The organism is Nonomuraea sp. NPDC049141 (assembly GCF_040648415.1).
In the GTDB taxonomy this organism is placed as follows: domain Bacteria; phylum Actinomycetota; class Actinomycetes; order Streptosporangiales; family Streptosporangiaceae; genus Nonomuraea.
On sequence record NZ_JBEZDR010000001.1, the window covers coordinates 769,437 to 793,830 of the forward strand.

The 24,394-nt window shown below is 70.8% G+C and carries 19 protein-coding genes; 10 read left to right on the top strand and 9 right to left on the bottom strand.

Translation table 11 applies throughout. From position 1 onward, the window contains the following. Positions 1-11 precede the first annotated feature (11 nt). From AB0B91_RS03565 to AB0B91_RS03575, 3 genes are all read right to left on the bottom strand, one after another. Complete coding sequence (locus AB0B91_RS03565) at positions 12-311, bottom strand: DUF4193 domain-containing protein (protein ID WP_020542847.1); 300 nt, start codon at positions 309-311, stop codon at positions 12-14. A gap of 286 nt (positions 312-597) precedes the next feature. Further along, positions 598-1,890, bottom strand: a complete 1,293-nt coding sequence (locus AB0B91_RS03570; protein WP_358314737.1) for a HAMP domain-containing sensor histidine kinase — start codon at positions 1,888-1,890, stop codon at positions 598-600. Between the two features lie 23 nt (positions 1,891-1,913). Further along, complete coding sequence (locus AB0B91_RS03575) at positions 1,914-2,567, bottom strand: response regulator transcription factor (RefSeq protein ID WP_214635884.1); 654 nt, start codon at positions 2,565-2,567, stop codon at positions 1,914-1,916. Positions 2,568-2,788: 221 nt separating this feature from the next. On the opposite strand from AB0B91_RS03575, the gene AB0B91_RS03580 reads away from it, so the two are divergent. Then, positions 2,789-2,953 (top strand): hypothetical protein, encoded by a 165-nt coding sequence (locus AB0B91_RS03580; RefSeq protein WP_358314740.1) that lies wholly within the window; start codon positions 2,789-2,791, stop codon positions 2,951-2,953. Positions 2,954-3,028: 75 nt separating this feature from the next. Here the strand turns inward: AB0B91_RS03580 and AB0B91_RS03585 are convergent, their stop codons facing one another. Both AB0B91_RS03585 and AB0B91_RS03590 read right to left on the bottom strand, forming a co-directional pair. Next, positions 3,029-3,826 (bottom strand): inositol monophosphatase family protein, encoded by a 798-nt coding sequence (locus tag AB0B91_RS03585; protein ID WP_358314743.1) that lies wholly within the window; start codon positions 3,824-3,826, stop codon positions 3,029-3,031. Continuing rightward, a complete protein-coding gene (locus AB0B91_RS03590; protein WP_358314746.1) occupies positions 3,826-5,802 on the bottom strand; it encodes a S9 family peptidase in 1,977 nt (658 codons plus the stop codon). The genes AB0B91_RS03585 and AB0B91_RS03590 overlap by 1 nt, the downstream gene beginning before the upstream one ends. Positions 5,803-5,903: 101 nt before the next feature. On the opposite strand from AB0B91_RS03590, the gene AB0B91_RS03595 reads away from it, so the two are divergent. Further along, a complete protein-coding gene (locus tag AB0B91_RS03595; RefSeq protein WP_214635880.1) occupies positions 5,904-6,851 on the top strand; it encodes a ferrochelatase in 948 nt (315 codons plus the stop codon). Here the strand turns inward: AB0B91_RS03595 and AB0B91_RS03600 are convergent. After that, the gene (locus AB0B91_RS03600) at positions 6,842-8,032 is read right to left on the bottom strand and encodes a lytic transglycosylase domain-containing protein (RefSeq protein ID WP_358314749.1); all 1,191 of its coding nucleotides are present in this window, start codon (positions 8,030-8,032) and stop codon (positions 6,842-6,844) included. The genes AB0B91_RS03595 and AB0B91_RS03600 overlap by 10 nt on opposite strands. A gap of 93 nt (positions 8,033-8,125) precedes the next feature. Here AB0B91_RS03600 and AB0B91_RS03605 point away from each other — a divergent pair, with 93 nt between their 5' ends. The 3 genes from AB0B91_RS03605 (at position 8,126) to AB0B91_RS03615 (ending at position 11,468) form a co-directional block, all read left to right on the top strand. Continuing rightward, the gene (locus tag AB0B91_RS03605; RefSeq protein ID WP_358314752.1) at positions 8,126-9,328 is read left to right on the top strand and encodes an MFS transporter; all 1,203 of its coding nucleotides are present in this window, start codon (positions 8,126-8,128) and stop codon (positions 9,326-9,328) included. Between the two features lie 105 nt (positions 9,329-9,433). Continuing rightward, positions 9,434-10,144 carry a polysaccharide deacetylase family protein gene (locus AB0B91_RS03610; protein WP_358314756.1) on the top strand — a complete coding sequence of 237 codons (711 nt, stop codon included), beginning with the start codon at positions 9,434-9,436 and terminating at the stop codon, positions 10,142-10,144. Between the two features lie 46 nt (positions 10,145-10,190). Beyond that, on the top strand, positions 10,191-11,468 hold the full coding sequence (locus AB0B91_RS03615; RefSeq protein WP_358314759.1) for a D-arabinono-1,4-lactone oxidase: 1,278 nt from the start codon (positions 10,191-10,193) through the stop codon (positions 11,466-11,468). 10 nt (positions 11,469-11,478) lie between these two features. Here the strand turns inward: AB0B91_RS03615 and AB0B91_RS03620 are convergent, their stop codons facing one another. Then, entirely contained in the window at positions 11,479-12,309 is an 831-nt protein-coding gene (locus AB0B91_RS03620) for a hypothetical protein (protein WP_358314762.1), read from the bottom strand. Positions 12,310-12,432: 123 nt separating this feature from the next. Here AB0B91_RS03620 and AB0B91_RS03625 point away from each other — a divergent pair, with 123 nt between their 5' ends. After that, positions 12,433-13,422, top strand: a complete 990-nt coding sequence (locus tag AB0B91_RS03625; protein ID WP_358314765.1) for a S8 family serine peptidase — start codon at positions 12,433-12,435, stop codon at positions 13,420-13,422. A gap of 164 nt (positions 13,423-13,586) precedes the next feature. Then, complete coding sequence (gene sepH / locus AB0B91_RS03630) at positions 13,587-16,535, top strand: septation protein SepH (protein ID WP_358314768.1); 2,949 nt, start codon at positions 13,587-13,589, stop codon at positions 16,533-16,535. 345 nt (positions 16,536-16,880) lie between these two features. Here the strand turns inward: sepH and AB0B91_RS03635 are convergent, their stop codons facing one another. Both AB0B91_RS03635 and AB0B91_RS03640 read right to left on the bottom strand, forming a co-directional pair. Then, the gene (locus tag AB0B91_RS03635) at positions 16,881-18,512 is read right to left on the bottom strand and encodes a PH domain-containing protein (RefSeq protein ID WP_358314771.1); all 1,632 of its coding nucleotides are present in this window, start codon (positions 18,510-18,512) and stop codon (positions 16,881-16,883) included. Continuing rightward, on the bottom strand, positions 18,509-19,030 hold the full coding sequence (locus AB0B91_RS03640; protein WP_358314774.1) for a PH domain-containing protein: 522 nt from the start codon (positions 19,028-19,030) through the stop codon (positions 18,509-18,511). Before AB0B91_RS03640 ends, AB0B91_RS03635 begins: the two co-directional genes overlap by 4 nt. A gap of 564 nt (positions 19,031-19,594) precedes the next feature. Between AB0B91_RS03640 and AB0B91_RS03645 the strand changes: the two genes are divergently transcribed. The 3 genes from AB0B91_RS03645 (at position 19,595) to AB0B91_RS03655 (ending at position 24,248) form a co-directional block, all read left to right on the top strand. Then, positions 19,595-20,116 carry a YbhB/YbcL family Raf kinase inhibitor-like protein gene (locus tag AB0B91_RS03645; RefSeq protein WP_358314777.1) on the top strand — a complete coding sequence of 174 codons (522 nt, stop codon included), beginning with the start codon at positions 19,595-19,597 and terminating at the stop codon, positions 20,114-20,116. Between the two features lie 183 nt (positions 20,117-20,299). Continuing rightward, positions 20,300-21,937, top strand: a complete 1,638-nt coding sequence (locus tag AB0B91_RS03650) for a hypothetical protein (protein ID WP_358314780.1) — start codon at positions 20,300-20,302, stop codon at positions 21,935-21,937. A 91-nt stretch (positions 21,938-22,028) separates the two neighbouring features. Further along, entirely contained in the window at positions 22,029-24,248 is a 2,220-nt protein-coding gene (locus AB0B91_RS03655) for a bifunctional SulP family inorganic anion transporter/carbonic anhydrase (RefSeq protein ID WP_358314783.1), read from the top strand. Positions 24,249-24,394: the final 146 nt, after the last annotated feature.

Consider the following 24,394-nt stretch of genomic DNA (forward strand, 5'->3'; position numbering starts at 1 on the left):
AGCCTCCTTCGTCAGGCGGCGCACTCCCGGCACACCTGCTGGCCGTTCTTCTCAGACGCCAGCTGGCTGCGGTGATGCACCAGGAAGCAACGCGAGCAGGTGAACTCGTCAGCCTGGCGCGGGATCACGCGCAGGCTCAGCTCTTCGTTCGACAGGTCTGCACCGGGTAGTTCGAGCGACTCGGCCAGATCCGTCTCATCGATGTCGATGCTGCCCGACGACTTGTCGGTACGCCGCGCCTGGAGCTCCTGGAGGCTGTCTTCCCCCAGGTCGTCGTCCGTCTTGCGCGGGCTGTCGTAATCGGTAGCCATTGTGCTTGCTCCATCCCCCTCATCTATAAGTCTTCGCGCTCATCGCGCGTCTTCTAACGTCCAGGAGCCTCATCTTGTGCCCGTTCCGCCGGGGGAATTTTTGCATCGGTACCCAGCAGGAAGGAAGCACGAACCTCCCAACACGTCAGGGCCTGCTGCCATCGCCAATGGTTAGCCAAATATGGCCAAACCCACAGCCTTGGCGGCATGCACCACCGTGTTCGACGGCACATCCAACCACATGTGCGGCGAGAACGAGACGCCCGCCGTGGTGCAACACGCCGGATCAGCGGCTCGGCAGCCGAATGGTCACCACAAGTCCTCCGCCCTCCCGAGGCACGGCGGTCACATTTCCACCGTGAGCCTGCACAACAGCACGAACGATGGACAGCCCCAGCCCTGATCCCTTGGCCGAATCCACGCGGTCCGCGTGGAGCCTCCTGAAGGGCTCGAACAGGGTGTTCACCTCGTACGCCGGGACGTGCTGCCCCGTGTTGGCCACCTGAACAACCAGTGCCCCGTCCACCATTCCCGTTCGGATCCATACTTTTCCGTTTTCTGGAATGTTGTACTTGATGGCGTTCTCGAGCAGGTTGCTCACCGAGCGCTCCAAGAGCACCGGATCGCCTATGGTAGGCGCGCTGACCAGTTCGGTGGTGATGGTTACAGAGTTATCTTCGGCGAATGGAGTCACCTGCTCGACGGCCGTCTGGGCGACCTCCTGGACGTCCAGCGGCTTGCGTACCGCCAGCTCGCGTTCGCTCCTGGCGAGCAGCAGCAGACCCTCGATGAGCTTCTCGTTGCGCGCGTTGACTTCGAGCAGGGTACGCCCCAGCGCTTTGAGATCTTGCGACGCCTCGGGATCCGACAGCGCGATCTCCAGGACCGTCCTGTTGATGGTCAACGGGGTCCGCAACTCGTGCGAGGCATTGGCGACGAACCTGCGCTGGGTGTCGAAAGCGAGATTGAGCCGGGTGAGCATGGCGTCGAAGGTGTCGGCCAGCTCCTTCAGCTCGTCGTCCGGGCCCTCCAGGTCGATGCGCTGATGGGCCAGAGTGCTCTCGGAGAGCTTCTTGGCCGTGGCCGTCATCTGGCTAACCGGCCGCATCGCCCGGTCGGCGACGAAGTAGCCGAGGATCACCGCGAGGATGCCGACGCCCGCCAGCGCCATCAAGGAGCTCTGCAGCAGCGCGTCGCGGGCGCTGGCGACGGTCTGGTCCTTCGCGGCGTACCACCGCGCGTGCACGATGGCCGCGTCGATGGCGTCGATGTTGTCGGTGTTGAGCTCCGGCCACACGACGTTGATCGCGGTGCCGACGATGACGTACATGGAGACGAGGAGCACCGCCGCGGCCACGAAGAACAGCGAGCCGTAGGTGATGGTGAGCCGCCATCGAATGCTCAGCCTGCCCGGCAGCGCCTTGACCCGCTCCATCGTGGTGCGTTGCGGCCGGGTGTACGACGGTGGCGGCGGGCCGTCCCAGACGGGCGGCCCGCTCGGCGGCGGGACCGGCGGCATCAGCTTGCTCCGCGACACCGCCCGCTCCGAATGGGGGCTGATCATCGGGTGCGTCGGCATAGCCTCGCGCTCCGGCCGTTCTGTCACAATTTGTATCCCACTCCGGGCACCGTCTCGATCACCTGCGGATCGCCAAGCTTCTTGCGCAGCGTCATCATCGTCACCCGCACCACGTTGGTGAACGGGTCGATGTTCTCGTCCCACGCCTTGTCCAGCAGGTCCTCCTGGCTGACGACGGCGCCCTCCGCCCGCATCAGCTCTTCCAGGACCGCGAACTCCTTCTTCGTGAGGACGATCTCCTTGCCCTCACGCTCGACCAGCCGCTTGCCCGGGTCCAGCCGGACCCCGCCCCGCTCCAGAACGGGCGGCAGCGCGGGCGCGGACCGGCGGCCGAGCGCGCGCACCCGGGCGACCAGCTCGACGAAGACGAACGGCTTGGCCAGGTAGTCGTCGGCCCCCAGGCCGAGCCCCTCCACCTTGTCGTCGACGTCACCGGACGCGGTCAGCATCAGGATGCGCGAGGCCGTACGCTGCTCCACCAGACGGCGGCAGACCTCGTCCCCGTGCACCACCGGCAGATCGCGGTCCAGGACGATCACGTCGTAGTCGATGTAGGAGGTGCGCTCCAGCGCGCCACCACCGTCATAGGCCACGTCCACCGCCATGGCCTCGCGCCGCAGACCGGTCGCGATCGCGTCGGCGAGCACTCGCTCGTCCTCTACAACCAGCACTCGCACGACTGGCACCTCTCTCCGGATCCGCTGCCTCATTCTGCCCACACCTGCGATAAGCGCACGGTAAGGCATGTGCGGCGGCTGTGCTGCAAGGCACAGCCAAATTCATGTTTTGGTATGCGACAGGCCGGGGTATGCCTGGTGGACACCCATCGCCGTGTGCCTCGTTGGGTGCCACGCGCGCTGGGCGCTTCGCCCCGCAACCCCTGAAGAGAGTAGGTGAGATGGGCGAGTTCACGACCACGATCGAAAGCCGCCTCGACCAGGCTTACAAGGGCCTCCGGGAGGCCCGGTGCGCCGGGGACGACTTCCTCGCCGACACCCTCACCGCCGAGATCGAGGACCTGCGCCGCCTGGCGGATGACAACGGCGTCTCGTTGCCTCATTGATCGGTGCCTGGTGTGACAGAACGGCCGGAGCCCTGGAGAGGGGCTCCGGCCGTTTCGCGCCGTCACGTCACGGCGTCAGGCGTCGCGTTGCGGATCCAGCGGTACGAGCAGGTCGTGCAGCTCCTCGAACAGCCCCCGCGCCGCGCAGAGCACGAAGTCGTTGCTGTACGGCCTGCCGTTCAGCCCGCCGATCCTGGCCCCCGCCTCGGTCGCGACCAGTCCGGCCGCGGCGAAGTCCCAGTAGTTGGTGCCCCGCTCGTAGTAGGCGTCCACCCGGCCCGAGGCCACCGAGCAGAGATCGACGGCGCACGAGCCGCCCCGCCTGATGTCGCGTACCCGCGGCAGCACCGACGCCAGCACCTGGGCCTGTACGGCCCGGCGTTCGCGCAGGTAACCGAAGCCGGTCGCGACCAGCGCCTGTGACAGCGGCACGCCGGTGTTGCAGCGCAGCCGCTCGCCGGCGAGCCAGGCGCCGCCACCGAGCGAGGCGGTGAACACCTCGCCGCGCGGCACCACGTTCACCACGCCCGCGACGATCTCGCCGCCCACCTCGACGGCGATCGACACCGCCCACTCGGGCAGGCCGTACAGGAAGTTGACCGTGCCGTCGACGGGGTCGACGATCCAGCGCACGCCGGAGCCGCCGGCCGCCTCGCCGCCCTCCTCGCCCAGGATGCTGTCGTCCGGCCTGGCCTCCAGCACGCGGGCGCGGATGAGCCGCTCCGAGGCCGTGTCCAGGGCGGTGACCACGTCGGTGGGGCTGGACTTGGTCTCGACGACCTCCGACATCGTGGGCCGCTTGGCGAGCAGCATGTCGCCCGCCTCGCGCGCGATGTCCTCGGCCAGTTCGAGCAGAGCCCGTCGATCCTTCATCACGCCACCGAGTCCGGGCGCTTCCACTCCTGGCCGAGCACGTGCTGGGCGAGGAAGGCCAGCACGGTCTCGTACCAGGCGACGGCGTTGCCGGGTTTGAGTATCCAGTGGTTCTCGTCGGGGAAGTACAGGAACTTCGACTCGACGTTGCTGCGCTGCAGGTCCCACCACAGACGCAGGGCCTCGCCGATCGGCACCCGGTAGTCCTTGTCGCCGTGGATGACGAGCATCGGGGTGGTGATGTCGCCGAGCCCGTGGTGCGGGGAGAGCTTGGCGTAGCGCTCGGAGCCGGGCGCGCCGAACTCGCGCTGCCAGTACATGGCCGCGTCGGTGGTGCCGGCGAACTGGTCGAGGTTCCACAGGGCGGCGTGGGTGACGAGGGCCTTGTAGCGGTCGCTGTGGCCGGCGATCCAGTTGGCCATGTAGCCGCCGTACGAGCCGCCCATCGCGCCGATCCGCTCGCCGTCGATGTCGTCCCTGGCCACGGCCACGTCCACGATCGCGTCGAGGTCGGCGAGCGTGCGCGGGCCCCAGTCGCCCCAGCCTCGCTCGATCATCTCCTGACCATAGCCGGTGGACAGGCACGGATCCGGGAGCAGGACGGCGTAGCCGTGCTGGGCCATGATCCAGGCCTGCCAGCGCCACTGCCAGTCGTTCCACGAGGCGACGGGGCCACCGTGGATCCAGAGCAGGAACGGCGCCGGGCTGGCGGCCGAGGCGCCCTCGGGCAGCACGAGCCAGCCGCGGATCGTGGCGCCGTCGTCGGCCGTCGCGGAGATCTCGGTCAGCGTGCCGGGCACCTCGGGGCGCGGGGCGGGCGAGGGCAGGTCGGTGATCTCGCCGGTGGCGGTGTCGATCCTGGCCGGGCCGGGGGCGCGGTCGACGCCGCTGTGCAGCGCGTAGACGAACCGGCCGTCGGCCGAGGGGTTGAGCCCGAGATAGGCGGCGTCGTCCTGGGTCAGCCGGGCGACCTCCCCGTCCAGCGGCACGCGGAAGATCGGGCGGCGGCCCTGGTGGTCGGCCACGAGGTAGACGGCCGACGAGTCGGGCGCCCACTCGACGTCCATCGGGAACAGGTCGGGCGCGTAACCGCGGGCCTCGCCGGTGGCCAGGGCGCCGATCCACAGCTCGTTGCGGACGGAGACGTCGATGCCGCCGACGCGCTCGCGGACGCAGGCGACGCGGGTGCCGTCGGGCGAGATCGCGAGCGGGCCGCCGAAGTCGTGGCCCTCGTCGGTGAAGAGCGTGCGCCGCTCGCCGGTGGCCACGTCGATGGCGACCAGGTCGACCCGCTGCTCGCCGCCCGGGAGGAAGGTACGCCAGGTCGCGACCACGGTGGCGCCGTCAGGTGTGAGCGCGAAGGTGACGTCGCGCAGCGCCTCGCCCGGGTCGGGAGTGAGGTCGCGCACGTCCTCCAGCCGGTCGCCGCCGAGCTTCGCGGCGAACAGCCGGGTACGTCCCGGGCCGAGGTCGTGGTCCCAGTAGCGGATCGGGTAGCTCTCGTGCAGGATCGCGCTGATGCCGGCGTCCTTGCGCGCCTTGCGGCGCTCCTCCTCTGCCGCCTCCTCTCCGGTGAGCACGTCGGAGGCGAACACCACCACGTCGCCGGCCGTACGGAAGGCGCCGATGCCGCCGGGCCGGGCGGCCACCTGCCGGGCCTCGCCGCCGGAGCGGGGCAGCAGCCACAGCGCGGCCACCTCGTCGGTGGCGTCCTTGACGGTCGGGTCGGGACGGGCCGAGGTGAACAGCACATCGCCCGCGCCGGTGAACTCCGCCGCGCTCTCACCCTTGGCCGAGCGGGTCAGCCGGTACGGCTCGCCGTCGACTGGGATCGCCCAGAGCGCGGTGCCGTACGACTTGCCGTCGGGGTTGAGGGACTGGACCGCGGAGACCAACCGGGAACCGTCGGGCGAGAGCTTCAGCGAGAGAACCCGGGGGATGGCAACGTAATCACGAATATCGTCGAATGCGCTCACTCCATCGAACCTACCTGCTTGTTGCCCCCCTCCGTGAGCCAAGCGACGGCACTTCCTTCCTCGCGGGCGAGGGCGGTCCCTAGCGGGAATAGGGTTGGTACGTGGGGACTTACGACGCTCTGCTGGTGCTGTCGTTCGGGGGGCCCGAGGGTCCTGACGACGTGCTGCCGTTTCTGGAGAATGTGGTGCGCGGCCGAGGGGTGCCGCGTGAGCGGCTGCTGCAGGTGGCCGAGCACTACCAGGGGTTCGGCGGGGTCAGCCCGATCAACGGCCAGAACCGCGAGCTCATCGAGGCGCTGCGACCCGTGGTCGGTGTGCCCGTCTACTGGGGCAACCGCAACTGGCACCCGTTCGGCGAGGAGACCGTCCTGCGGATGAAGGACGACGGGGTCCGCAAGGCGGCGGTGTTCGCCACCTCGGCCTTCGCCGGATACTCCAGCTGCCGCCAGTACTACGAGGACATCGCCAGGATCTCCGTCAAGGGCGGCCCCGAGCTGGTCAAGATGCGGCACTTCGGGGAGCATCCGGGGTTCGTGGCCGCGATGGCCGACCACGTCCGGCAGGCGCTCGACCGGCTCGGCCGCGACGACGCCCGGCTGGTGTTCACCGCGCACAGCGTGCCGGTCTCGATGGCGCGCACCGCGGGCCCGTACGGCGGCCTCTACGAGGCGCAGTTGCGCAGGAGCGCCGAGCTGGTCAACGCGGCGCTGGGCCGCACCCAGCCCTGGGACCTGGTGTGGCAGTCGCGCAGCGGGCCGCCCGAGGTGCCGTGGCTGGAGCCGGACGTCTGTGATCACCTGCGCAAGACCGACGCCCGGTCGGTCGTGCTGGTGCCGATCGGGTTCGTCTCCGACCACATGGAGGTCGTCTACGACCTCGACACCGAGGCCAGGCAGGTCGCCACCGAGCTGGGCCTGCCCATGGAGCGGGCCGCGACGGCGGGCGTCCACCCGGCCTTCGTCCGCATGGTCCGCGAGCTGATGGACGAGCCCGAGCCGCAGCCCTGCGCGCTCACCTGCTGCCCGCCGCCCCGGCGGCGTCAGGTGTAGGCGCGGGCGTACGCCTCGGCGATGCCCATCACCTTGTTCACGTAGTCCCAGGAGTGGTTGTAGAACCAGATCGACTTGCGGAGCTTCTGGCCGCCCTGACCGGCGCCGTTGGCGCAGAGGTACTTGGCCGCCGCGGGCACCGCGTCGTACGGGCTCCAGATGTCGGCCTTGCCGTCGCCGTCGCCGTCCACCCCGTAGTGCTTCCAGGTGGCGGGCATGAACTGCATCGGGCCGAGCGCGCCCGCGCTCGACGGGCCGTTGTTGCGGCCGTGCCCGCTCTCCACCTGGCCGATCGCCGCCAGCACCGTCCAGGACAGGCCGGGGCAGTGGGTGGCTGAGGCTTTGTAGAGGTCGAGGTAGCTGCTCGGCCGCCCGACGTTGACCTGCTGCTGCGGAGTGGCCGTGGCCGTCTGCTTCGGTTTCGCCTTGGGACGCGCGCCCAGCGTCACGACCTGGGCGCCCTTGCCGAGCAGCTTGCGTACGCCCGGCTCGCTGATGGCGGACTTGCCGTGCAGCAGCACCGCGACGCCCGGCGCCAGGCCGAGCGCCTTGCCCATGTCGGCGCCCACCAGGCCGTCGATCCCCGTCAGGCCGAGCGTGGCCGAGGCCGCGACGCGCAGCCGGGGGCCGCCGTCCACCTGGTACTCGGCGCCCAGGATCATGCCGAGCCTGCGGACCGTGGCGGTGTCGGCGACCAGTTCGCCCCTGGACAGCGCGCTCCACACGGCGGGCTGGTCGGCGACGGCCTTGGGCGTCCAGGAGCGGAAGTCGGCCGGGTCGACGGCGAGCAGGTTCAGGCCGGTGCCGGACACCTTGACGGAGCCCGCGTCGACGACGGCCACCTTCTGCACGTGCTTGAGCTTCGCCAGGGCGAAGCGGGTGGGCTTGGGCACCTCGGCGCGGGCGATCGCGAGCACGCGGGGCGGGGTCGGGGTGACGCTGGGGCCGCCCTCGCCGAAGTCCTTCACCGGCTCGGCGGTGGGCACGATCTTGTCCAGACCGGCGGTCTGCTGCTGCGGCTTCTGGGCTGGTTTCTGCGCCTTCCGTACCGGCTGCTTGTCGGCCGTACTGGCGAAAAGGTCGTCCCGCGTGGACAGCGCCACCCCCACGGCCACGACCGAAACGGCCATGACCGAGGCGATCACGATCAGGACGGCACGGAAGGAGGGAAGACCGGACACCCGGCACACGTTAGCCGAGTTGCCGGAAAAATCACTTGCTGTCCGGTCAGCGCGTGCGTAAAGGTTGGGACGCACTTGGGGAGGGGAACAGACGTGGTCGGGCCTTACCGGGGGTTGTTCAACGGGCCCGGCGTCAAGGGATTCGTGCTGGCCGGCTTCATCGGCCGGATGCCGATGTCCATGCTCGGCATCGGCATCGTCCTGCTGATCTCCGGCCTCACCGAGTCCTACGCGACCGCGGGCGCCGTCGCGGCCACCACCAACGTCTCCTTCGCGGTGGCCGCCCCTTTGACCGCGCGGCTGGTCGACCGGTTCGGGCAGGCCCGGGTGATCGTGCCCTTCTCGATCGTGAACGGGCTCTCGCTGGCCGCGCTCATGCTGTCCGCGGGCTTCGGGCTGCCCGAATGGACCTTGTACGCCGCCGGGCTGGCGGTCGGCGCGACCTCCCTGTCCCTGGGCGGGATGGTGCGGGCGCGCTGGTCGACCCTGCACGCCGGCTCGGCCAAGCTGCACACGGCGTTCGCGTTCGAGTCCGTCGCCGACGAAATGATCTTCGTTGCCGGGCCCGCGCTGGTCACCGTGCTGGCCACGGCGGTCAACCCGTACATGGGACTGCTCGTGGCGCTGATCTGCATGCTCGGCGGATCCCTCGCGCTCGCGGCGCAGCGGCGCACCCAGCCGGCGGTGCGGCCGGGTGACGGCGGCGGTGGGGCGGCCATCCTGATCCCGGGGATCGCCCTGCTGTCCTGCGTCTACCTGGCACTGGGAGCGGTGTTCGGGTCGATCGACCTGATCACGGTGGCCTTCGCCGAGGAGCACGGGGTCAAGGGTGCCTCCGGGTTCCTGCTGGCCGCCATCGCGGGCGGGTCGATGGTGTCGGGGCTCTGGTTCGGCTCGCGGCACTGGCGGCTCTCGCTACGCCGCCGGTTCGTGCGGGCGCTCGGGCTGCTCGTGGTGGGACTGCTGCCGATCATGTTCATCGGTGACGCGCGGATCATGGCCTTCGGCCTGTTCCTCGCCGGGCTGTCGATCTCGCCGACGCTCATCACCGGCTTCTCGCTCACCGAGCGGCTCGTGCCGTCCGCGGTGCTCACCGAGGGGCTGGCATGGATCTCCACCTCGATCGGATTCGGGGTGGCGATCGGGGCCTGGGCCGGTGGGCGGCTCACGGAGGCGTTCGGGGCGTCCAACGCGTACGGCTTCACGCTCGCCGCCGCGGCGGTCGCGGTCGTCGTGGGCATCGGAGGTTCGGGTTTGCTGAGACTTCCCGAGGCGCCTTCACCTGCCGGGAACTGATCCGCTACCGTCGGGACAACCCTCGCAACACCCTTCACACACGAAAGCTTTCGCATGTCCCGACAAATCGTTTCACTTCTTGCTATCGCGGCTGTTGCCGTCACTTTGACACCAACGGCGGCATCCGCCGCCCCCACCCCGAAAGCGCCCGTCCAGGCCGCTGCCGTCGCCCAGGCCAAGGCGAAGGCAGTCGACTGCGCGCAGCTCAAGTGCATCGCCCTGACCTTCGACGACGGGCCGGGCAAGTACGCGGGAACGCTCCTCGACACGCTGAAGAAGTACAACGCCAAGGCGACGTTCTTCCTCGAAGGCCAGTACGTGAAGAGCCGCCCCGCCTTCGTCAAGCGCATGGCCAAGGAGGGCCACGAGCTCGGCAATCACAGCTACTCGCACCCGAACTTCACCACCATCGAGCCGGACGCCGTCAAGAACGAGATCCAGAAGACCCAGGACGCCGTCAAGAAGGCCGCGGGCGTCGAGCCCAAACTGCTGCGCCCGCCGTACGGCATGCTGGACGTGCAGACCTCGGAGGTCGCGGCCGAGTTCGGCATGCCGATGATCCTTTGGACCGCCGGCTCGCGCGACTGGGCGACCAAGAACTCCGCGGAGATCAAGAAGCAGACGCTGGCCGTGGCCAAGCGCGACGGCATCATCCTCATGCACGACTGGGTGAAGCAGACCGTCGACGTGATGCCGTCGCTCGTCAAGCTGCTGCAGAGCCGCGGCTACACGCTGGTGAAGGTCTCCGACGTCATCAAGTCGCAGAACCTGCAGCCCGGGGACGCCTTCCCGGTTCCCGAAGGCTGGGAGAACTGAGTATCGTTCACGTTTAACGGAACGAAGCTCTAGCGCAAGGGCGGCCATGGCCTTCACGAACTGGGCCCGCAACCAGACGGCCGCGCCCGCCGAGGTGCGTACGCCGGCGTCGACCGAGGACGTCGTACGCGCCGTCGGGGACGCCGCCGCCGGCGGCCGGCGCCTGCGCATGATCGGCACGGGCCACTCCTTCACCGGGGTGGCCCTCACCGACGGCATCATGCTCCGCCCTTCCGCGCTGACCGGCCTCACGTCCGTCACCGGCGACCGCGTCACCGTGCTCGCCGGCACGCCGGTGCGGGTGCTGAACTCGCTGCTCGCCGCGCGCGGGCTGGCGCTGGCCAACATGGGCGACATCACCGAGCAGACGGTCGCGGGCGCCATCCAGACCGGCACGCACGGCACGGGACGCGACAGCGGCGGCCTGGCCGATCAGGTCGTGGCGCTGGAGCTGGTGCTCGCGGACGGCTCGGTGGTGACGGCCGGCCCCGGCGAGGACCTGTTCGACGCGGCCCGGGTGGGGCTGGGCGCGCTCGGGGTGCTGACCTCGGTGACGTTCCGGGTGGAGCCCGCCTTCCTGCTGCGCAACCGGCGGCGCAGGATGACGCTCAGCGCCATCCTCGACTCGCTCGACTCCCTGACCTCGGAGAACGAGCATCTCGACTTCTTCTGGCTGCCGCACACCGACGCCTGCCTGGTCAAGACCAACAACCGCGATCCCGGCCCGGCCCGGCCGCCCGGCGCGGTCAAGTACTGGCTGGACAACGTGTTCCTGGAGAACACGCTGTTCGGCGCCGCCTGCGCCGTGGGGGCGCGATTTCCTGGGCTGATCCCGCGGATCAACGGGGTCAGCGCCGCCGCGCTCGGCGAGTCGGAGGCCGTGGACGCGTCGTACAAGATCTTCACCTCCCGGCGGGACGTGCGCTTCCTGGAGATGGAGTACGCGGTGCCGCGCGAGCACCTCGGCCAGGCGCTGCGGGAGACCCGGGCGCTGGTGGAGCGGATGGGGTGGCGGATCACGTTCCCGGTGGAGGTGCGGGTCACGCCGCCCGGCACCGCCTGGCTGTCCACGGCGTACGGCCGCCAGTCGGCGTACATCGCCTGTCACATGTACCGGCCCACGCCCAACCCCGCGTACTTCGCCGGGGTGGAGGAGATCATGACGCGGCTGGACGGGCGGCCGCACTGGGGCAAGCTGCACACCCGGGACGCGGCCTACCTCGAGAAGGTGTACCCGAGGTTCGCGGACTTCGTGGCGCTGCGGGATCGGCTGGATCCCGGGCGGCTGTTCGGCAACGCCTACCTGGAGACGGTGCTGGGATAGGGGCCCACCATCACGGCGTCTCCTTGTCCTGCTGCACCGGTGGCGACTGCGGCACCTCGGTCGGCACGGACGTCTCCTCGGTCAGGTCGCCGGGGTCCTGGGCCGTCGTGGTCGCGGACGGGGCGGACGGCTCCACCGTGTTCTTGCTCGTCTGCTTGCCCGTGGCGGTGGGCGCCGGCGTCGGGCTCTGGGACGTGCGGGTCGGCGAGGCCGTCGGCGTGGGCGATCCGGTCGGCGTGTCGCTGGGTGTCGCCGGGGTGCCGGAGAACGTCGTCCGAGGCTGGAGCGCGGGCTCCTCGGAACGCTTCTTCTCCTTGGCGGGCGCCTCGTCGCGTTTGGTCCCCGGCTTGGCGCCGGTGAGCTGGTCGTGCACGGTCGTCTGAGCGATCGTCTGGTAGGCCAGGATGCCGCCCATGCTCACCCCGAACACCAGCGCCGCGGCCACGCCCGTCTTCGCCCACGGCACGCGCCTCGGCGCCGGCACCTCGATCGGCGCCATGACCAGCGTGGACTCGCCCCGGCTCTCCTCGCCTTCCCGCACCGTTGTCAGTACGGCCGTCGCCAGCTCGCCCTGGCCCTCGTCCCGCTCCAGTGGCGGCCGCTCAGGGCCGTACTCGCGCCAGGCGATCACCGTGTGCTGCTTGACCTTGTCGCCCGTGCGCTTCAGGTAGTGCGTGTAGACGGCGGTGGCGACCGTACTGGCCACGCTCATCAGTGCCGCGCCTATCACCGTTCCCCCCACACCGAGGTATGAGGCCGCGACCGCGGCCGTGACGGCCGCCAGGGCACTACCCGCGATCTGCGGCACGCTCAGCTCGAACTTCCGCTGCTCGCCGCTCATCCCCTCGGATCAGTCCTTTCTCGCCTGTGCTCGCCTGTGTTCGGTAAAGAGCTTTCTCGTGAATAGACGCGAGCGCGTGTCCTGTTGTTCCTGTGACGTGTGCGACAGACACCCTCGTCGCTCGTGCCCCGACGAATCGGCCTGCCCTCCCTGTACCTCGCCGCGGCCGTGGCGACGGCCGTGACCACCGCGATTCCCCTCGCCATGGCGCCCGCTTCCGGTCTCGCCTTCCGGCCGCCGGTCATCGAGCCTACGCGCCCGTACATCGTCACCGCCCGTAACCGGGCCGCGGCCCGTGACCTGGTCGGCGCGATGCGATGGCGGGTGCGCCGCTTCTACACCGCGGCCATCCCCGGCTTCGCCACCTGGGTGAACGCGACCGAACTGGCGGAGCTCCGCGCGGATCCGCGGGTCCTGGCGATCGAACCCGACCGCGAGATCCACCCTATGCCGATCACGGGGGCCGCCCGCCCGATCCACGCCAGGCCGATCACCGGGCCTTCCCGGGCCCGCGGGAGAGGTGTCACGGTCTATATCGTGGACAGCGGCGTCAGTGGGCAGCCGATGGGTGGCCCGCGCAGGGCGGGCGGGTTCGGAGATCGGGCCTGGCGGGCCTTCGACGCCACCGGTCGTACCGGCGACGACTGCGGCGGCCACGGCACGCGGGTGGCGCGCGTCATAGCCGGCCGGTCACACGGCGTGGCGCCGCGGGCCCGCATCGCCTCCGTACGGGTGCTCGGCTGCGGCGGCTCCGGCAGCCTGTCGGACGTCCTGGCCGGTCTCGACTGGGTACGCCGACACGCCCATGGCTCCGCCGTCGCCAATCTCTCGATCGACGGCGCCCGCTCCCCGGCCCTGCGAACCGCCATGGCCCGCCTGGCACGGTCCGGCGTGTTCGTCGTCGCGTCCGCGGACACGGGCGGGTGCCGGCTGGCCCCCACCGGCGAGACGTACTCCACCAGATCCCCCTACCTGGCCGGAGCCGCCGCCCGCTACCTGGAGCTCCATCCGGGTGCCAACCCATCCGTTCTGGCGTCTTGGCTGAAGTGCACGGCGGCGCGGGACACTATTCGCCAGAATCCGTCGAGGGCAATGCGCACCGGCAGACCCTGAACATGATGGAATCTACAAATGTGACCGGCGTCACAACGCCACTGGGCTATCCCATGAAGGCGATGTTCGGACATGCCGGGTACGGTGCTGGCAGGCAACCGGCACACGCGAGAGACTCAAGGGTCCGGGGGAAGAATGAGCAGCACGCTGACGAAGGGACTCGCATGCAGGAGCTCCGACTCGTCGCGGTAAGTGAGGACGGTACCTATCTCGTGCTGGCGACAGCAGGGCGAGGTACTCGGTTCACGCTTCCCGTGGACGACCGGCTCCGTGCTGCCGTCCGCGGCAACTTCTCCCGTCTCGGCCAGTACGAGATCGAAGTGGAGAGTCCGTTGCGCCCCAAGGAGATCCAGGCCCGCATTCGCGCCGGAGAAACGGCCGAGGAGATCGCCGCGACAGCGGGCATCCCGGTCGAACGCGTCCGCTGGTTCGAGGGCCCCGTGCTCCAGGAGCGCGAGTACGTGGCCCAACAGGCGCAGCGCGTGTCCGTACGCATGCCCGGAGAATCTTCGGCCGGCCCGACGCTCGGCGAGCTCGTCGCCGAACGGCTGACCCGGCGCGGCGTGCCCACCGACGAGATCGACTGGGACTCCGCCAAGCGCGACGACGGCCTTTGGCGCGTCAAGCTCGGTTACGTTTGGAACGGTCACACCAGGCACGCGGAGTGGCTCTTCGACCCGCGCAGGCGGCACGTCACGCCGCACGACGACGAGTCGATGCGGCTCTCGGCCGCCGACTTCGACCCCAGCCCCGTGGTGGAGGACACCACGGTCACGCCGTTCACGCCGCGCGTGGCCAAGCTGCAGCCGGTGCCACCGCTCGCGTCGGACCCGCTGCCGTTCCCCGCGATGGTCCGGCACGAGCCCGAGTCGCAGGAGCCGGCGGTCGGCTACCAGCCGAGGGGCACGGAGCCGTCCTACAGCCGTACCCCGTCCCGCGAGGCCCCCTTCACCCCCGCCCGCGAGGCCCCTTTCGACCGTGCCCCGGCCGACCCTTCGGGCCGTACGGCGGAGCCCGGCCACCGCTCAGACCCTCCCTCTCGGGATTATCGCTCGCAGCCGCCCGCTGGGGAGCCCGGCTACCGCACCGAGCCCGCCGCCCGGGAAACCGGCCACCGCGCCGAGCCGTCCGCTCAGGAGACGGGCTACCGTACCCAGTCGCCCGCGCAGGAGACCGGCTACCGTACCGAGCCATCGACGCAGGACCCCGGCTATCGCGCCGAGCCGCCCGCGCACAACACCGGCTACCGTGCCGAGCCGCCCGCACAGGACGCCGGCCGCCCCGGCGAGCCTTCGCCCTGGCTCCCGGGCTACGACACTCCCCGCACTCCCGACCGCCCGGCGGGCCGGGACGGCGAGGCCATCTACGCCCCGGCGACCCGTGACGTCGCGCCTTCGGGTAACCGTCCCACCGAGGACGCTTTCACGCTGCCCCCGGCCACGACCCCTGGTACGCGTGCTGGGGCCTACGGCGCACCCGCCGTAGAGACGCCAATTGCCGGCACGCCCGCCGTGCAGGGCTCGACCACCGGCGCAGCCGGCGTGCAGGGCGAGGTCTTCAACGCGCCTGTCGTTGAAGACCCGGCCACCAGCGCCCGCGCCGTACAGGGCCCGGTCGCCAACGCGCCCGCTGTTGAGGCCCCGGCCACCAGCGCCCGCGCCGTGGACGGGCCTGCCGCCGGCGCGCCCGCCGTGGACAGCTCGGTCGCTAACGCACCCGCCGTAGACGGCCCGGCCACTGGCGCCCCCGCCGTCGGAAACCCGGCTTCGAGCGCTCCTGCGGCGGCTGACCGCGCTACAGAGCCGGCGAACTACGCGCCGCCTGCCCCTGCTACCTCAGCCCCCGCGTCTGACGCCGCTGCCACAACGGCCCCGGCCATAGCCGAACCCGCCACGGCGACCGCCCGTGTCTCGGACACCCCTGCCACGGACACCGCCGCTACGAAGGCTGCCATCTCGGACGCCCCAGTCACGGACGCTGCTGTCGCAGACTCGGCGCCCGCATCCGCCGCGCAGGCCTCTGCGCAGTCGGCGCCCACCACCGATGCGTCCTCGGCTGCGGATTCACCGTCTGCCGTGCCCACGGTGGCACGCACCGACACCCCGGCAGCGGAGAACGCACGCCTTTCCGAGACTCCGGAGCCCAGCACTGTCCCGGAGCCGGCCACACCACCCCCAGCCGAGTCGCGGCCCGCCACGGAGGTCGCGGCCAAATCGCAGCCCGCCACGGGAGTCACGGCCGAGTCGCAGCCCGCCCTGGGTGTCACGGCCGAGTCGCAGGCGACCATCGCCGTCCCCGAGACGCCAACCAGCAGCGCACTCACCGAGTCGAAGGTCGTCGGGGCGGTCGCTGAGCCTCAGTCCGACGAGGCCGTCATCGCGTCGCAGTCCAGCGACACCGCTATCGAGTCGCAGTCCGGTGGCCCCGCCACGGTGACCACGCCGCAAACGTCCCCGGCCACGGAGGGCAAGACCGAAGCCCCGGTGCAGGAAGCCGCTGGGCAGGAAGCCGCCACGGCGGTCGAGACCCCAGCAAAGCCGGACGCCGTCACGACACCGCCTGCCCCCGAGGCGGTGGCTGCCACGGACACCAGCGCCCCCGCAACGGCAACCGACGCCTCCAAGCAGCCCTCCAAGGCCGCGCCCGAGGCAACGTCGCAGTCGGCAGTCGCGCCCACCGCAGCCGCGCCCAAACCACAGCCAAAGCCTCAGCCCACGAAGCCTGAGCCCAAGGCCGACTCCGCGACACCCGCACCCACCCCAACACCGGCCACCAAGGCTGAGCCCGCAGCGGCGGAACCCAAGTCCGCGCCCAAGGCTGAGCCCGCAGCGGCCGAACTCAAGCCCGAGCCCGCAGTGGCCAAATCCAAGGCTGAGCCTGCGGCGGCCAAGGCTGAGCCGGCCGCGCCTGAGCCCGCCGTGCCGGCCGCGAGGACGAGCAAGGACGGCACCGCGAAGCCCGAGCAGCCGGCGGCCAAGGAGGAGCCCCCGGTCCCGGTGCCCTCTCCCCCGCCTGCCCCCGCGGCCCGTCAGCCGCGCAAGGGCTCCAGGGGGCGTCGCGCCTCGGTACCGACCTGGGACGAGATCATGTTCGGCGCCCGCCGCCAGGACTAACCGACCAGCCACCGACCGCACCGGCGCCCGGCCCCGGCCTCGCCCCGTCGTACCAGTGCCTGAACGCGCCGTTCCTGTACCGACGCCGGAACGCGCCGTCCCGCACTGACGGCTGGAAACGCCATCACACCTGCCCGAGCGCCACCCAGGCGCCGTCGTGACCGACCCTGCCGACCCACCACGCCGGTTACCCGGCCCCGGCCCCTTGCCGACGCTGGGACCCGCCGTCGCCGAACCGACACCGGTCGCCCGGCGGCTCGTCGGTGGTCTCAAAACCAGGCAGGACCTCCACGGCCCGGTGAGCGGCAAGCCCCCCGGGAGCGGCGGTGCGCAACGCGCGCCCGCCTACTCCCCCTTCTCGATGAACGGAGCCAGCCATTCCGGCGTCACCTCGGCCGGGAAGCCGATCGCCTGGGACTGGGAGACGTCGATCGCCGAGTAGCCGCCCTTGCCTGCTCCCACCCCGGCCGTGAGCGTGTACACGCCGGCCCGCCGCTGGAACCAGGTCTGCCTCAGGTGCCAGCCCACCACCGCGCGGCGTTCGACCACGGCTTGTGATCGGCGGAGGGAGCCGGAGCGGACCGCCAGGCGTACGCCGTCGTATCCGTGTCCCAGAGACCTGTACCGGTCGAGGCCCAGGGGGATCCCCGCGCCCGCCAGGAGGAGGGCGACCACGGCCGCGATCCACCAGGCCGACTGGGCGGTCAGCAGAGCCGTCAGCGCGGTGACGGCGGCCGGCAGGAGCCATGGGGCGATGGCGCGGAAGAGGCGGCGGTTGCGGGCGATGGGTGGGTGGGGGCGGAGTTCGGCCTGGTAGGAGCCGATGGCGTCGCCGGTGACCTTGAAGGCGACCGCGCGCGGGACGTCCGGCAGGAGTTGACCGCGCGTCTGTGTGTCGCCGAGTCCTGTCACGATGGCCCAGACGCGGGCGACGCCCGCCCAGCGCTCGGCGAGTCCCTCGACGATCTCGTAGCCGCGTACACGCCGGGCCTCCAGCGACACGCTGCGCCGGTTGATCAGCCCGCGCTCCGCCACCAGGTAGCGGTCGCGGCTGGTGAGCCGGAAGTTCCAGTTGAACACCGCGTACATCACGCCGCCCACCACCGGCATCGCCACCACGAGCAGCAGCACCACGGCGAGCAGCAGGTAGGGGTGCTCCCACAGCCACTCCCCGACGGTCAGCGCGGCGTCCCGGCCGAAGCCGAGGTCGTCCCCCCACTGGAACGCCAACCCCACGGCGCCGCCCGCCAGCGCGAACGGGGTCAGGAGGTACGCGCCGGACAGCGGGCCGTACAGCAGCCAGGTCCACGGAACGCTGATGATCTCCCGATCGGCCTCCGCCGTGTGCCCAGGTGCGGTGGCGCGCGGTGGGCCGGCCGAATCCGTGACGGCGACGGAGTGGGAGGCGCCGTCAGACGCGGGGGCCGGGCCGGTGGCGGTGGGGTGCTCGGCGGCGCGGGCCGCGCGGGTGCGGCGGAGCAGGACCGACTTCAGGCGTTCGGCCTCCTCCAGGGTGACGCCGTCGAGCTTGCCCTCCTCGGCGTCGCCGCTCGCCCCCGTGTCGATCTTCAGTACGGCCAGGCCGAGCAGCCGGTGCATGGGCGGGGTGGAGACGTCCACGCCGCGTACCCGTTCCAGGGGGATGGTACGGACCGACCGGCTGATCAGGGAACGCTTGATCTCCAGCCGGTCGCCCACGATCTCGTAGCTGAACACCGCCCACCGGACGACGGCGAAGGCGAACGTGACGCCGACCCCGACCGCCGCCCAGAGGTACGACCTGCCGGAGAACCCGCCGACGAACAGCAGCCCGACCAGCGGGAGGAGCAGCGACGGGATCATCCGCACCGGTTGGATGAGCAGCACCTTGGGACTCAGCCGCAACGGCGCCCGCACGGGCACCGGGGGTGCCGAGGGTGGTGGAGGCGGGCCCTCGGGACCAGGTGGTGCGGTGGGGTGGGGGGGAGGTTCGGTCATGTGGCATCGTCCCTGAGCTCTTCCGCCCGGCGCGCCAGCTCCTCCGCCAGCCCCGCCGCCACCTCGTAGTCCAGCCCCTTGATCGTCGACGACCCCGCGTGGGACGCCGTACGGATCTCCAGCGTCGCCAGCCCGAGCAGCCGTTCGACCCATCCCTGCGCCTTGTCGACCGTCTGGATCCGGCTGATCGGCACGAAGACCCACTCCCGGGTCAGGAACCCCGACCGGGTGTAGACCACATCGCCCGACAACTCCCACCGATGTACCGCATAGCGCACGAACGGCTCAGCGATCAGGAACGGGGTGGTCAGCACCCCCACCCCCACGGGCAGCAGCCACGGATCGTCCGCGAACCAGCCGGGCACCCACGCCCACCCGCTCCCCCCGACCCAGCGCGCGACCAGGATCGAGCAGCCCACCAGCAGCACGAACCCGAACAACGCCTCGGCCAGCCAGAGCCGGACGGCCTTGGGCGACACACGGTGTTCCGGATCACGCAACGGGCCAGAAGTCGTCACAGGGCCAGCTTATGACTCCCGCCCGCGTCAGTGATCTCCCAGAGGCGGCGGATGTCATCGGAGAAGTGTCGGTGCCGTAGGCCACAGTGGGAGCGCTGCCGCATGTCCAGCCTCGACGAGGTGTTCCCGCCCTGACCGGGCACCGCGCACAGGCCGTCTCAGGTAAAGGCCGGGTCCGCGGCTGACGACCTGGCGCCCCGATTTCGCCGGGGTGGCGGAGGCGGAACCCCCGCACACGGTGCCCACACTCGCGATCCCCGCACCTCTCGAACCGCCGGGCGAACCGCCCCGGCCTCCCCGGCCTCGAGAACCAGCAGGCCGCGGCAGGATTCTCCGGCGCCGTCCGCGACCACCCCGCCCCGGCGAACCGCCTGCGGGCCGAGAACAGCGGCGCTCAGGATGTGGCGAAGTTCACTCCCCCATGCCCGCTTTGTGGCGGCTTTGCCGTCCTTTACCGACCGCCGACCCTCGCGAAACGGTCGGCGCACGGCCGATAGCCGCGTAGCATCATGCGGCATGGGGCTGTGTAACACGGCAAGACGCGTGAGACGCATCGCTGTCTCTGTGACAGTGGTGACCGTCATGCTCGCGTCGTCCGGTTGCAACTTCCTCGTCGGAAGGTCCCAGGCCAAGGAGATCGCTGAGATCAACGTCTCGAGTCCGGAGTTGCGCGAGGGCGAACCATTGCCGAGCGAGTTCTCCTGCGATGGCGCCCAGGGCAGCCCGCCGCTGCGCTGGTCCAGCGAACCCCTGTCCGACGCCAAGTCGATCGCCATCGTGGTCGACTCTCACTCACCATCAGAATCCGCCGTCCAGTGGGTGCTCTACAACATCCCCGCGACGACGACCGAGCTGGGGCCGAACGCCGCCGCGAGCCCGCCGGAAGGCGCGAGCCAGGCGAAGGTGACCAGCGGCAAGGCGGGCTATCAGCCGCCATGTGTGAAGAACGCCAGTTACCGGTTCAGCGTCTACTCGCTGAGCGGCAAGGTCGATCTCCCGGAGGGCTCCCCCCTCTCCGATGTCTTGAAGAAGATCGCGGACTTGACCATCGCCCGCGGCCGGCTCACGGTGGTGAACATCCAGTGAGAAACCAATCACTAAACGTAGTAATAGTTACCAATTCTTCACGTAGGGTGTGACAACGCTCATAGTGGTCCGACACAATCAGATCCAATTGCTAGGTGCTGGTGATCAAAGGGGGAAGGTCGCGTCGATGGCCGCGCGATCTCACCGGTGCCGCAGGGAGGCCATGGCTTTGAGGGTGGTGCAATGATCGCGGTCGTAGTCAGCTTGGTCGCTGTCGTGCTCCTCGTGCTCGTCGTCGTGGCACTGGGCATGCGTTCTATGAACCGTCGGGAGAGCTCTCTCCCTCCTGAGCGGCTGAAGCAGATGGCCGAGAAGGATGAGAGGACACAGACGCGCTCCACGGACGAGTTCTCCAAGAGCGAACCGCGCATGAACAACTTCAGCCCTGACTTCAGTCCTATCGGCGAGGCCAAGGCGAAGCCGGTACGCACGGGTCAGCGCGGCAAGCGTGGCGTGGACGAGTGGGGCAACCCGCACACCGACGTCGAGGACGAGGAGTTCTGGGCCAACATCCGCAGCGACGCGGAAGAAGGCGGCTTCGGCGCCGGCGGCACGGTCGCGGCGCGCAAGGGCGCCTCTCGCCCCGTCGAGCGTCCTTCCGAACGGCCCGCCGGGCGACCCGCCGAGCGCGAGAAGCAGCCGACGGCGGCCCAGCGCGAGCAGCGGCCCGGCGCCAAGCGTGAGCAGCGGCCCGCCAAGCGCGAGCCCGTCACCGCCGACCCCAACGCGGCGACCGTCCAGGCACCGCTGCCCAACCGCCCCAACCGTTCGCGTTCCCAGCGGCCCACCCCCGCGGCCGCCGCCGCCTCGTCCGGCCTGGCCGATCTCGTGGAGTCGGCGCAGCGTCCGGCCCCGACGGCCGCCGAGATGGCCGACCAGCGCACGGTGACGTTCTCGGCCCCGACCCCGCCCGACGTGATGAGCATCCTCGGCGTGGGCGCCCAGCAGGTGCCGCCGCCGAACCGGCCTCAGCCCGGATCCGGCACCGGCTCCTTCCCGGCCGTCGGCAGCGCCACGTCGCTGAGCACCAACAGCCCGGCGACCTCCAGCGGCGCGTTCCCCGCCGTCGGCAGCGGTTCGTTCCCCGCCACGCCGGCCTCCTCCAACAGCGGAGCTTTCCCCGCGACTCCGGCCGCCAACAGCGGTTCGTTCCCCGCCACGCCGGTCTCGCCCATCAACGGCGCGCCGACGAGCGCCCCGTTCACGATCTACGGCGCCAACACCGACCCGCTCGAGACCACCTGGACCAACCCGCCGATCGTGCCGACGGCGTCAGGCTCGTGGCCCGCGCTTCAGCAGCACGACATCCTCGACGACCCCGCGCCCGGCGCCCCGTCGAGCGACTCCTGGCCGGCGTTCGAGCCGCAGCAGCCCGCCGCCGCCCCCCGCGCCTCCTATCCGGCGTCCTACGAGGTCCGCGCGGGCTGGGCCGTGGCCGACGACTCCGACCCGCTGACCGGCCCCTCCCCCGCGACCGGCACCCCCACGGCGCCCGCGCGTTCGGTCTCGGCCTACGACGACGTGCTGTCGGCCCCGCCCGTGCAGCCGGCGCCCTTCGCGTACGAGACGGGTGACATCACCAGCCTCCCGCCCGGTCAGATCGCGCAGACCTTCGCGTACGAGACCGGCGACATCACCAGCATTCCGCCCGGCCAGCTCCCGGCGGGCTGGAATGATCCGCCGGCGGGCAGCGGCGCCTGGCCCAACTACGGCGGCGCGCCCGACGCAGGCGCCCGGCAGGGCGCCCCCGGTGGCGGCAGCCAAGGCGGGCGTCGTCGCGCCACCACCCCCGAGCAGGAATTCCCCGACTACTACCGCTGACCAGCGGCTGAGTGAGGCGGCCACTCATTAATCTGTAAAGCCGCCAAGGACCCCTCAAGGCCCCGGCGCGCGGGGCAATAGGGTTTGCCGTATGATCGGCGACACTCTGCGTCGCGTGCTGAGCACGCTCAGGTACGACGTGCCTGCCTCACTCGTGGTGTTCCTCATCGCGGTGCCCCTCTCGCTGGGCATCTCGATGGCCTCGGGCGCCCCCCTCGCCGCCGGGCTGATCGCCGCCATGGTGGGCGGCATCGTGGCGGGCGCGCTCGGCGGCTCCGCCGTACAGGTGAGCGGGCCCGCGGCGGGCCTGTCCCTGGTGGTCGCGGATCTCGTGCAGACGTACGGCTGGCGGGCCACCTGCATGATCACGCTGATGGCCGGGCTGGTGCAGCTGGTGCTCGGGGTGTTCCGGGCGGCCAGGGCGGCGCTGGCGGTCTCACCGGCCGTCATCCACGGCATGCTGGCGGGCGTCGGCGTGGCCATCGCGCTCTCCCAGCTGCACATCGTGCTGGGCGGCCAGCCGCAGCGCTCGGCGCTGGCCAACATCGTGGAGCTGCCCGCGCAGCTCGCCGAGATGCAGGGCCACACGGTCGTGGTGGGCCTGCTCACGATCGCGATGCTGGCGCTGTGGACGCGCCTGCCCAAGCGGGTCAAGGCGGTGCCGGCGCCGCTGGCCGCGCTGCTGGTGGCCGCTGTGACCGCGTGGGCGTTCAACTGGGATGTCACCCGCATCGACCTGTCCGACAGCGTCACCTCATGGACCGTCCCCGTCCTGCCGTCCGGCGACTGGCACCGGATCGTGGCGTCCGTGCTGCTCGTCGCGCTGCTGGCCGGGGTCGAGTCGCTACTGTGTTCGGTCGCGGTCGACGGCATGCACAACGGCCCCCGTGCCGACCTCGACCAGGAGCTGAGCGGGCAGGGCGTGGCCAACATGGTCTCCGGAGCGCTCGGCGGGCTGCCGGTGGCGGGCGTGATCGTCCGCAGCACCGCGAACGTGCAGGCGGGCGGGCGCACCCGGCTCTCGGCGTTCCTGCACGGGGTGTGGGTGCTCGTGTTCGCCCTCGGCTTCGGCTGGATGATCAAGCTGATCCCGATGGAGGCGCTGGCGGCGCTGCTCGTCTTCATCGGCGTGCAGATGGTCAACCTGGGCCACGTCAGGAAGGTGCACGGCCACGGCGAGGTGCCGGTCTACCTGGTGACGATGGGGGGCGTGCTGGTCCTCGGGCTCGCCGAGGGTGTGCTGGCCGGTCTCGCGCTGGCCGCGCTGCTCGCGCTGCGGCGGCTGACCTGGGTCACCGTCAAGACGCGGCCGGAGCAGGACGGGCGCTTCCACGCGACGATCTCCGGCTCGCTCACCTTCCTGGGCGTGCCCCGGCTCACCCATGAGCTGCGCGCCATCCCGCCCGGCGCGGCCGTGGACCTCGACCTGAACATCGACTTCATGGACAATGCCGCCTTCGAGGCGATCCACTCCTGGCGGCTGAACCACGAGCGGCTGGGCGGCAGCGTCGACATCGACGAGATACACGACGAGTGGTACGCCATGGCGGCCAGCGGAACCCGCCGGTCCCGGTCCAAGACTCCGCCGAGGGCGCCGGACCGGTGGTGGCTGCCGTGGTCGCACCGCCACAGCCGCCCCGCCCGGCACGGCATGCCCGTTCCGGGCGGCCCCCGTCCGGCCAGCGTGGAGTGCCAGCTGACGGCGGGTGCGCGGGAGTATCACCGGCGTACGGCTCCGCTGGTGCGGCCCATCTTCACCGAGCTGGCCCGCAAGCAGCAGCCCACGCACCTGTTCATCACCTGCGCCGACTCGCGGGTCATCCCCAGCCTGATCACCGCGAGCGGCCCCGGCGACCTGTTCACCGTGCGCAACATCGGCAACCTGGTGCCGCGCAGGGGCGCCGAGCCGCATGACGACTCCGTCGTGGCCGCCATCGAGTACGCGACGCAGGTGCTGGGCGTGCACACGATCACGGTGTGCGGGCACTCCGGCTGCGGGGCGATGTCCGGGCTGCTCAGCGGCGGGGTGAAGGCGGGCAGCCTGCCGGGGCTGCGGCGCTGGCTGCGGCACGGCTACCACAGCCTGGCCACGTTCATCGAGACGGCGGACGAACCGCTCGACGCCGGGGCGCTGGACCGGCTGTGCAAGGTCAACGTGCAGCAGCAACTGGAGAACCTGCGGACCTATCGCAAGGTCGACGAACAGGTACGAGCCGGGCAACTGGAACTGGTGGGACTGTACTTCGACATCAGCTCCGCGAGGGTGCACATGCTGCCGCCTCCACCGGCTTCACTCTCGGTGAAGATCTGACCGGCCCCATCCGCGGGCCGTTCTGAGTAATCATGCGCAGACCCGGAGGTGGCGCCGGGTTAGCGTCAGGGGTGTCGCGCACGGTCGACCTTGGTCCCCCACCTGGCCTGGCGCGACGGCCGGTCCGCACTCCCAGGGGCCGGAGG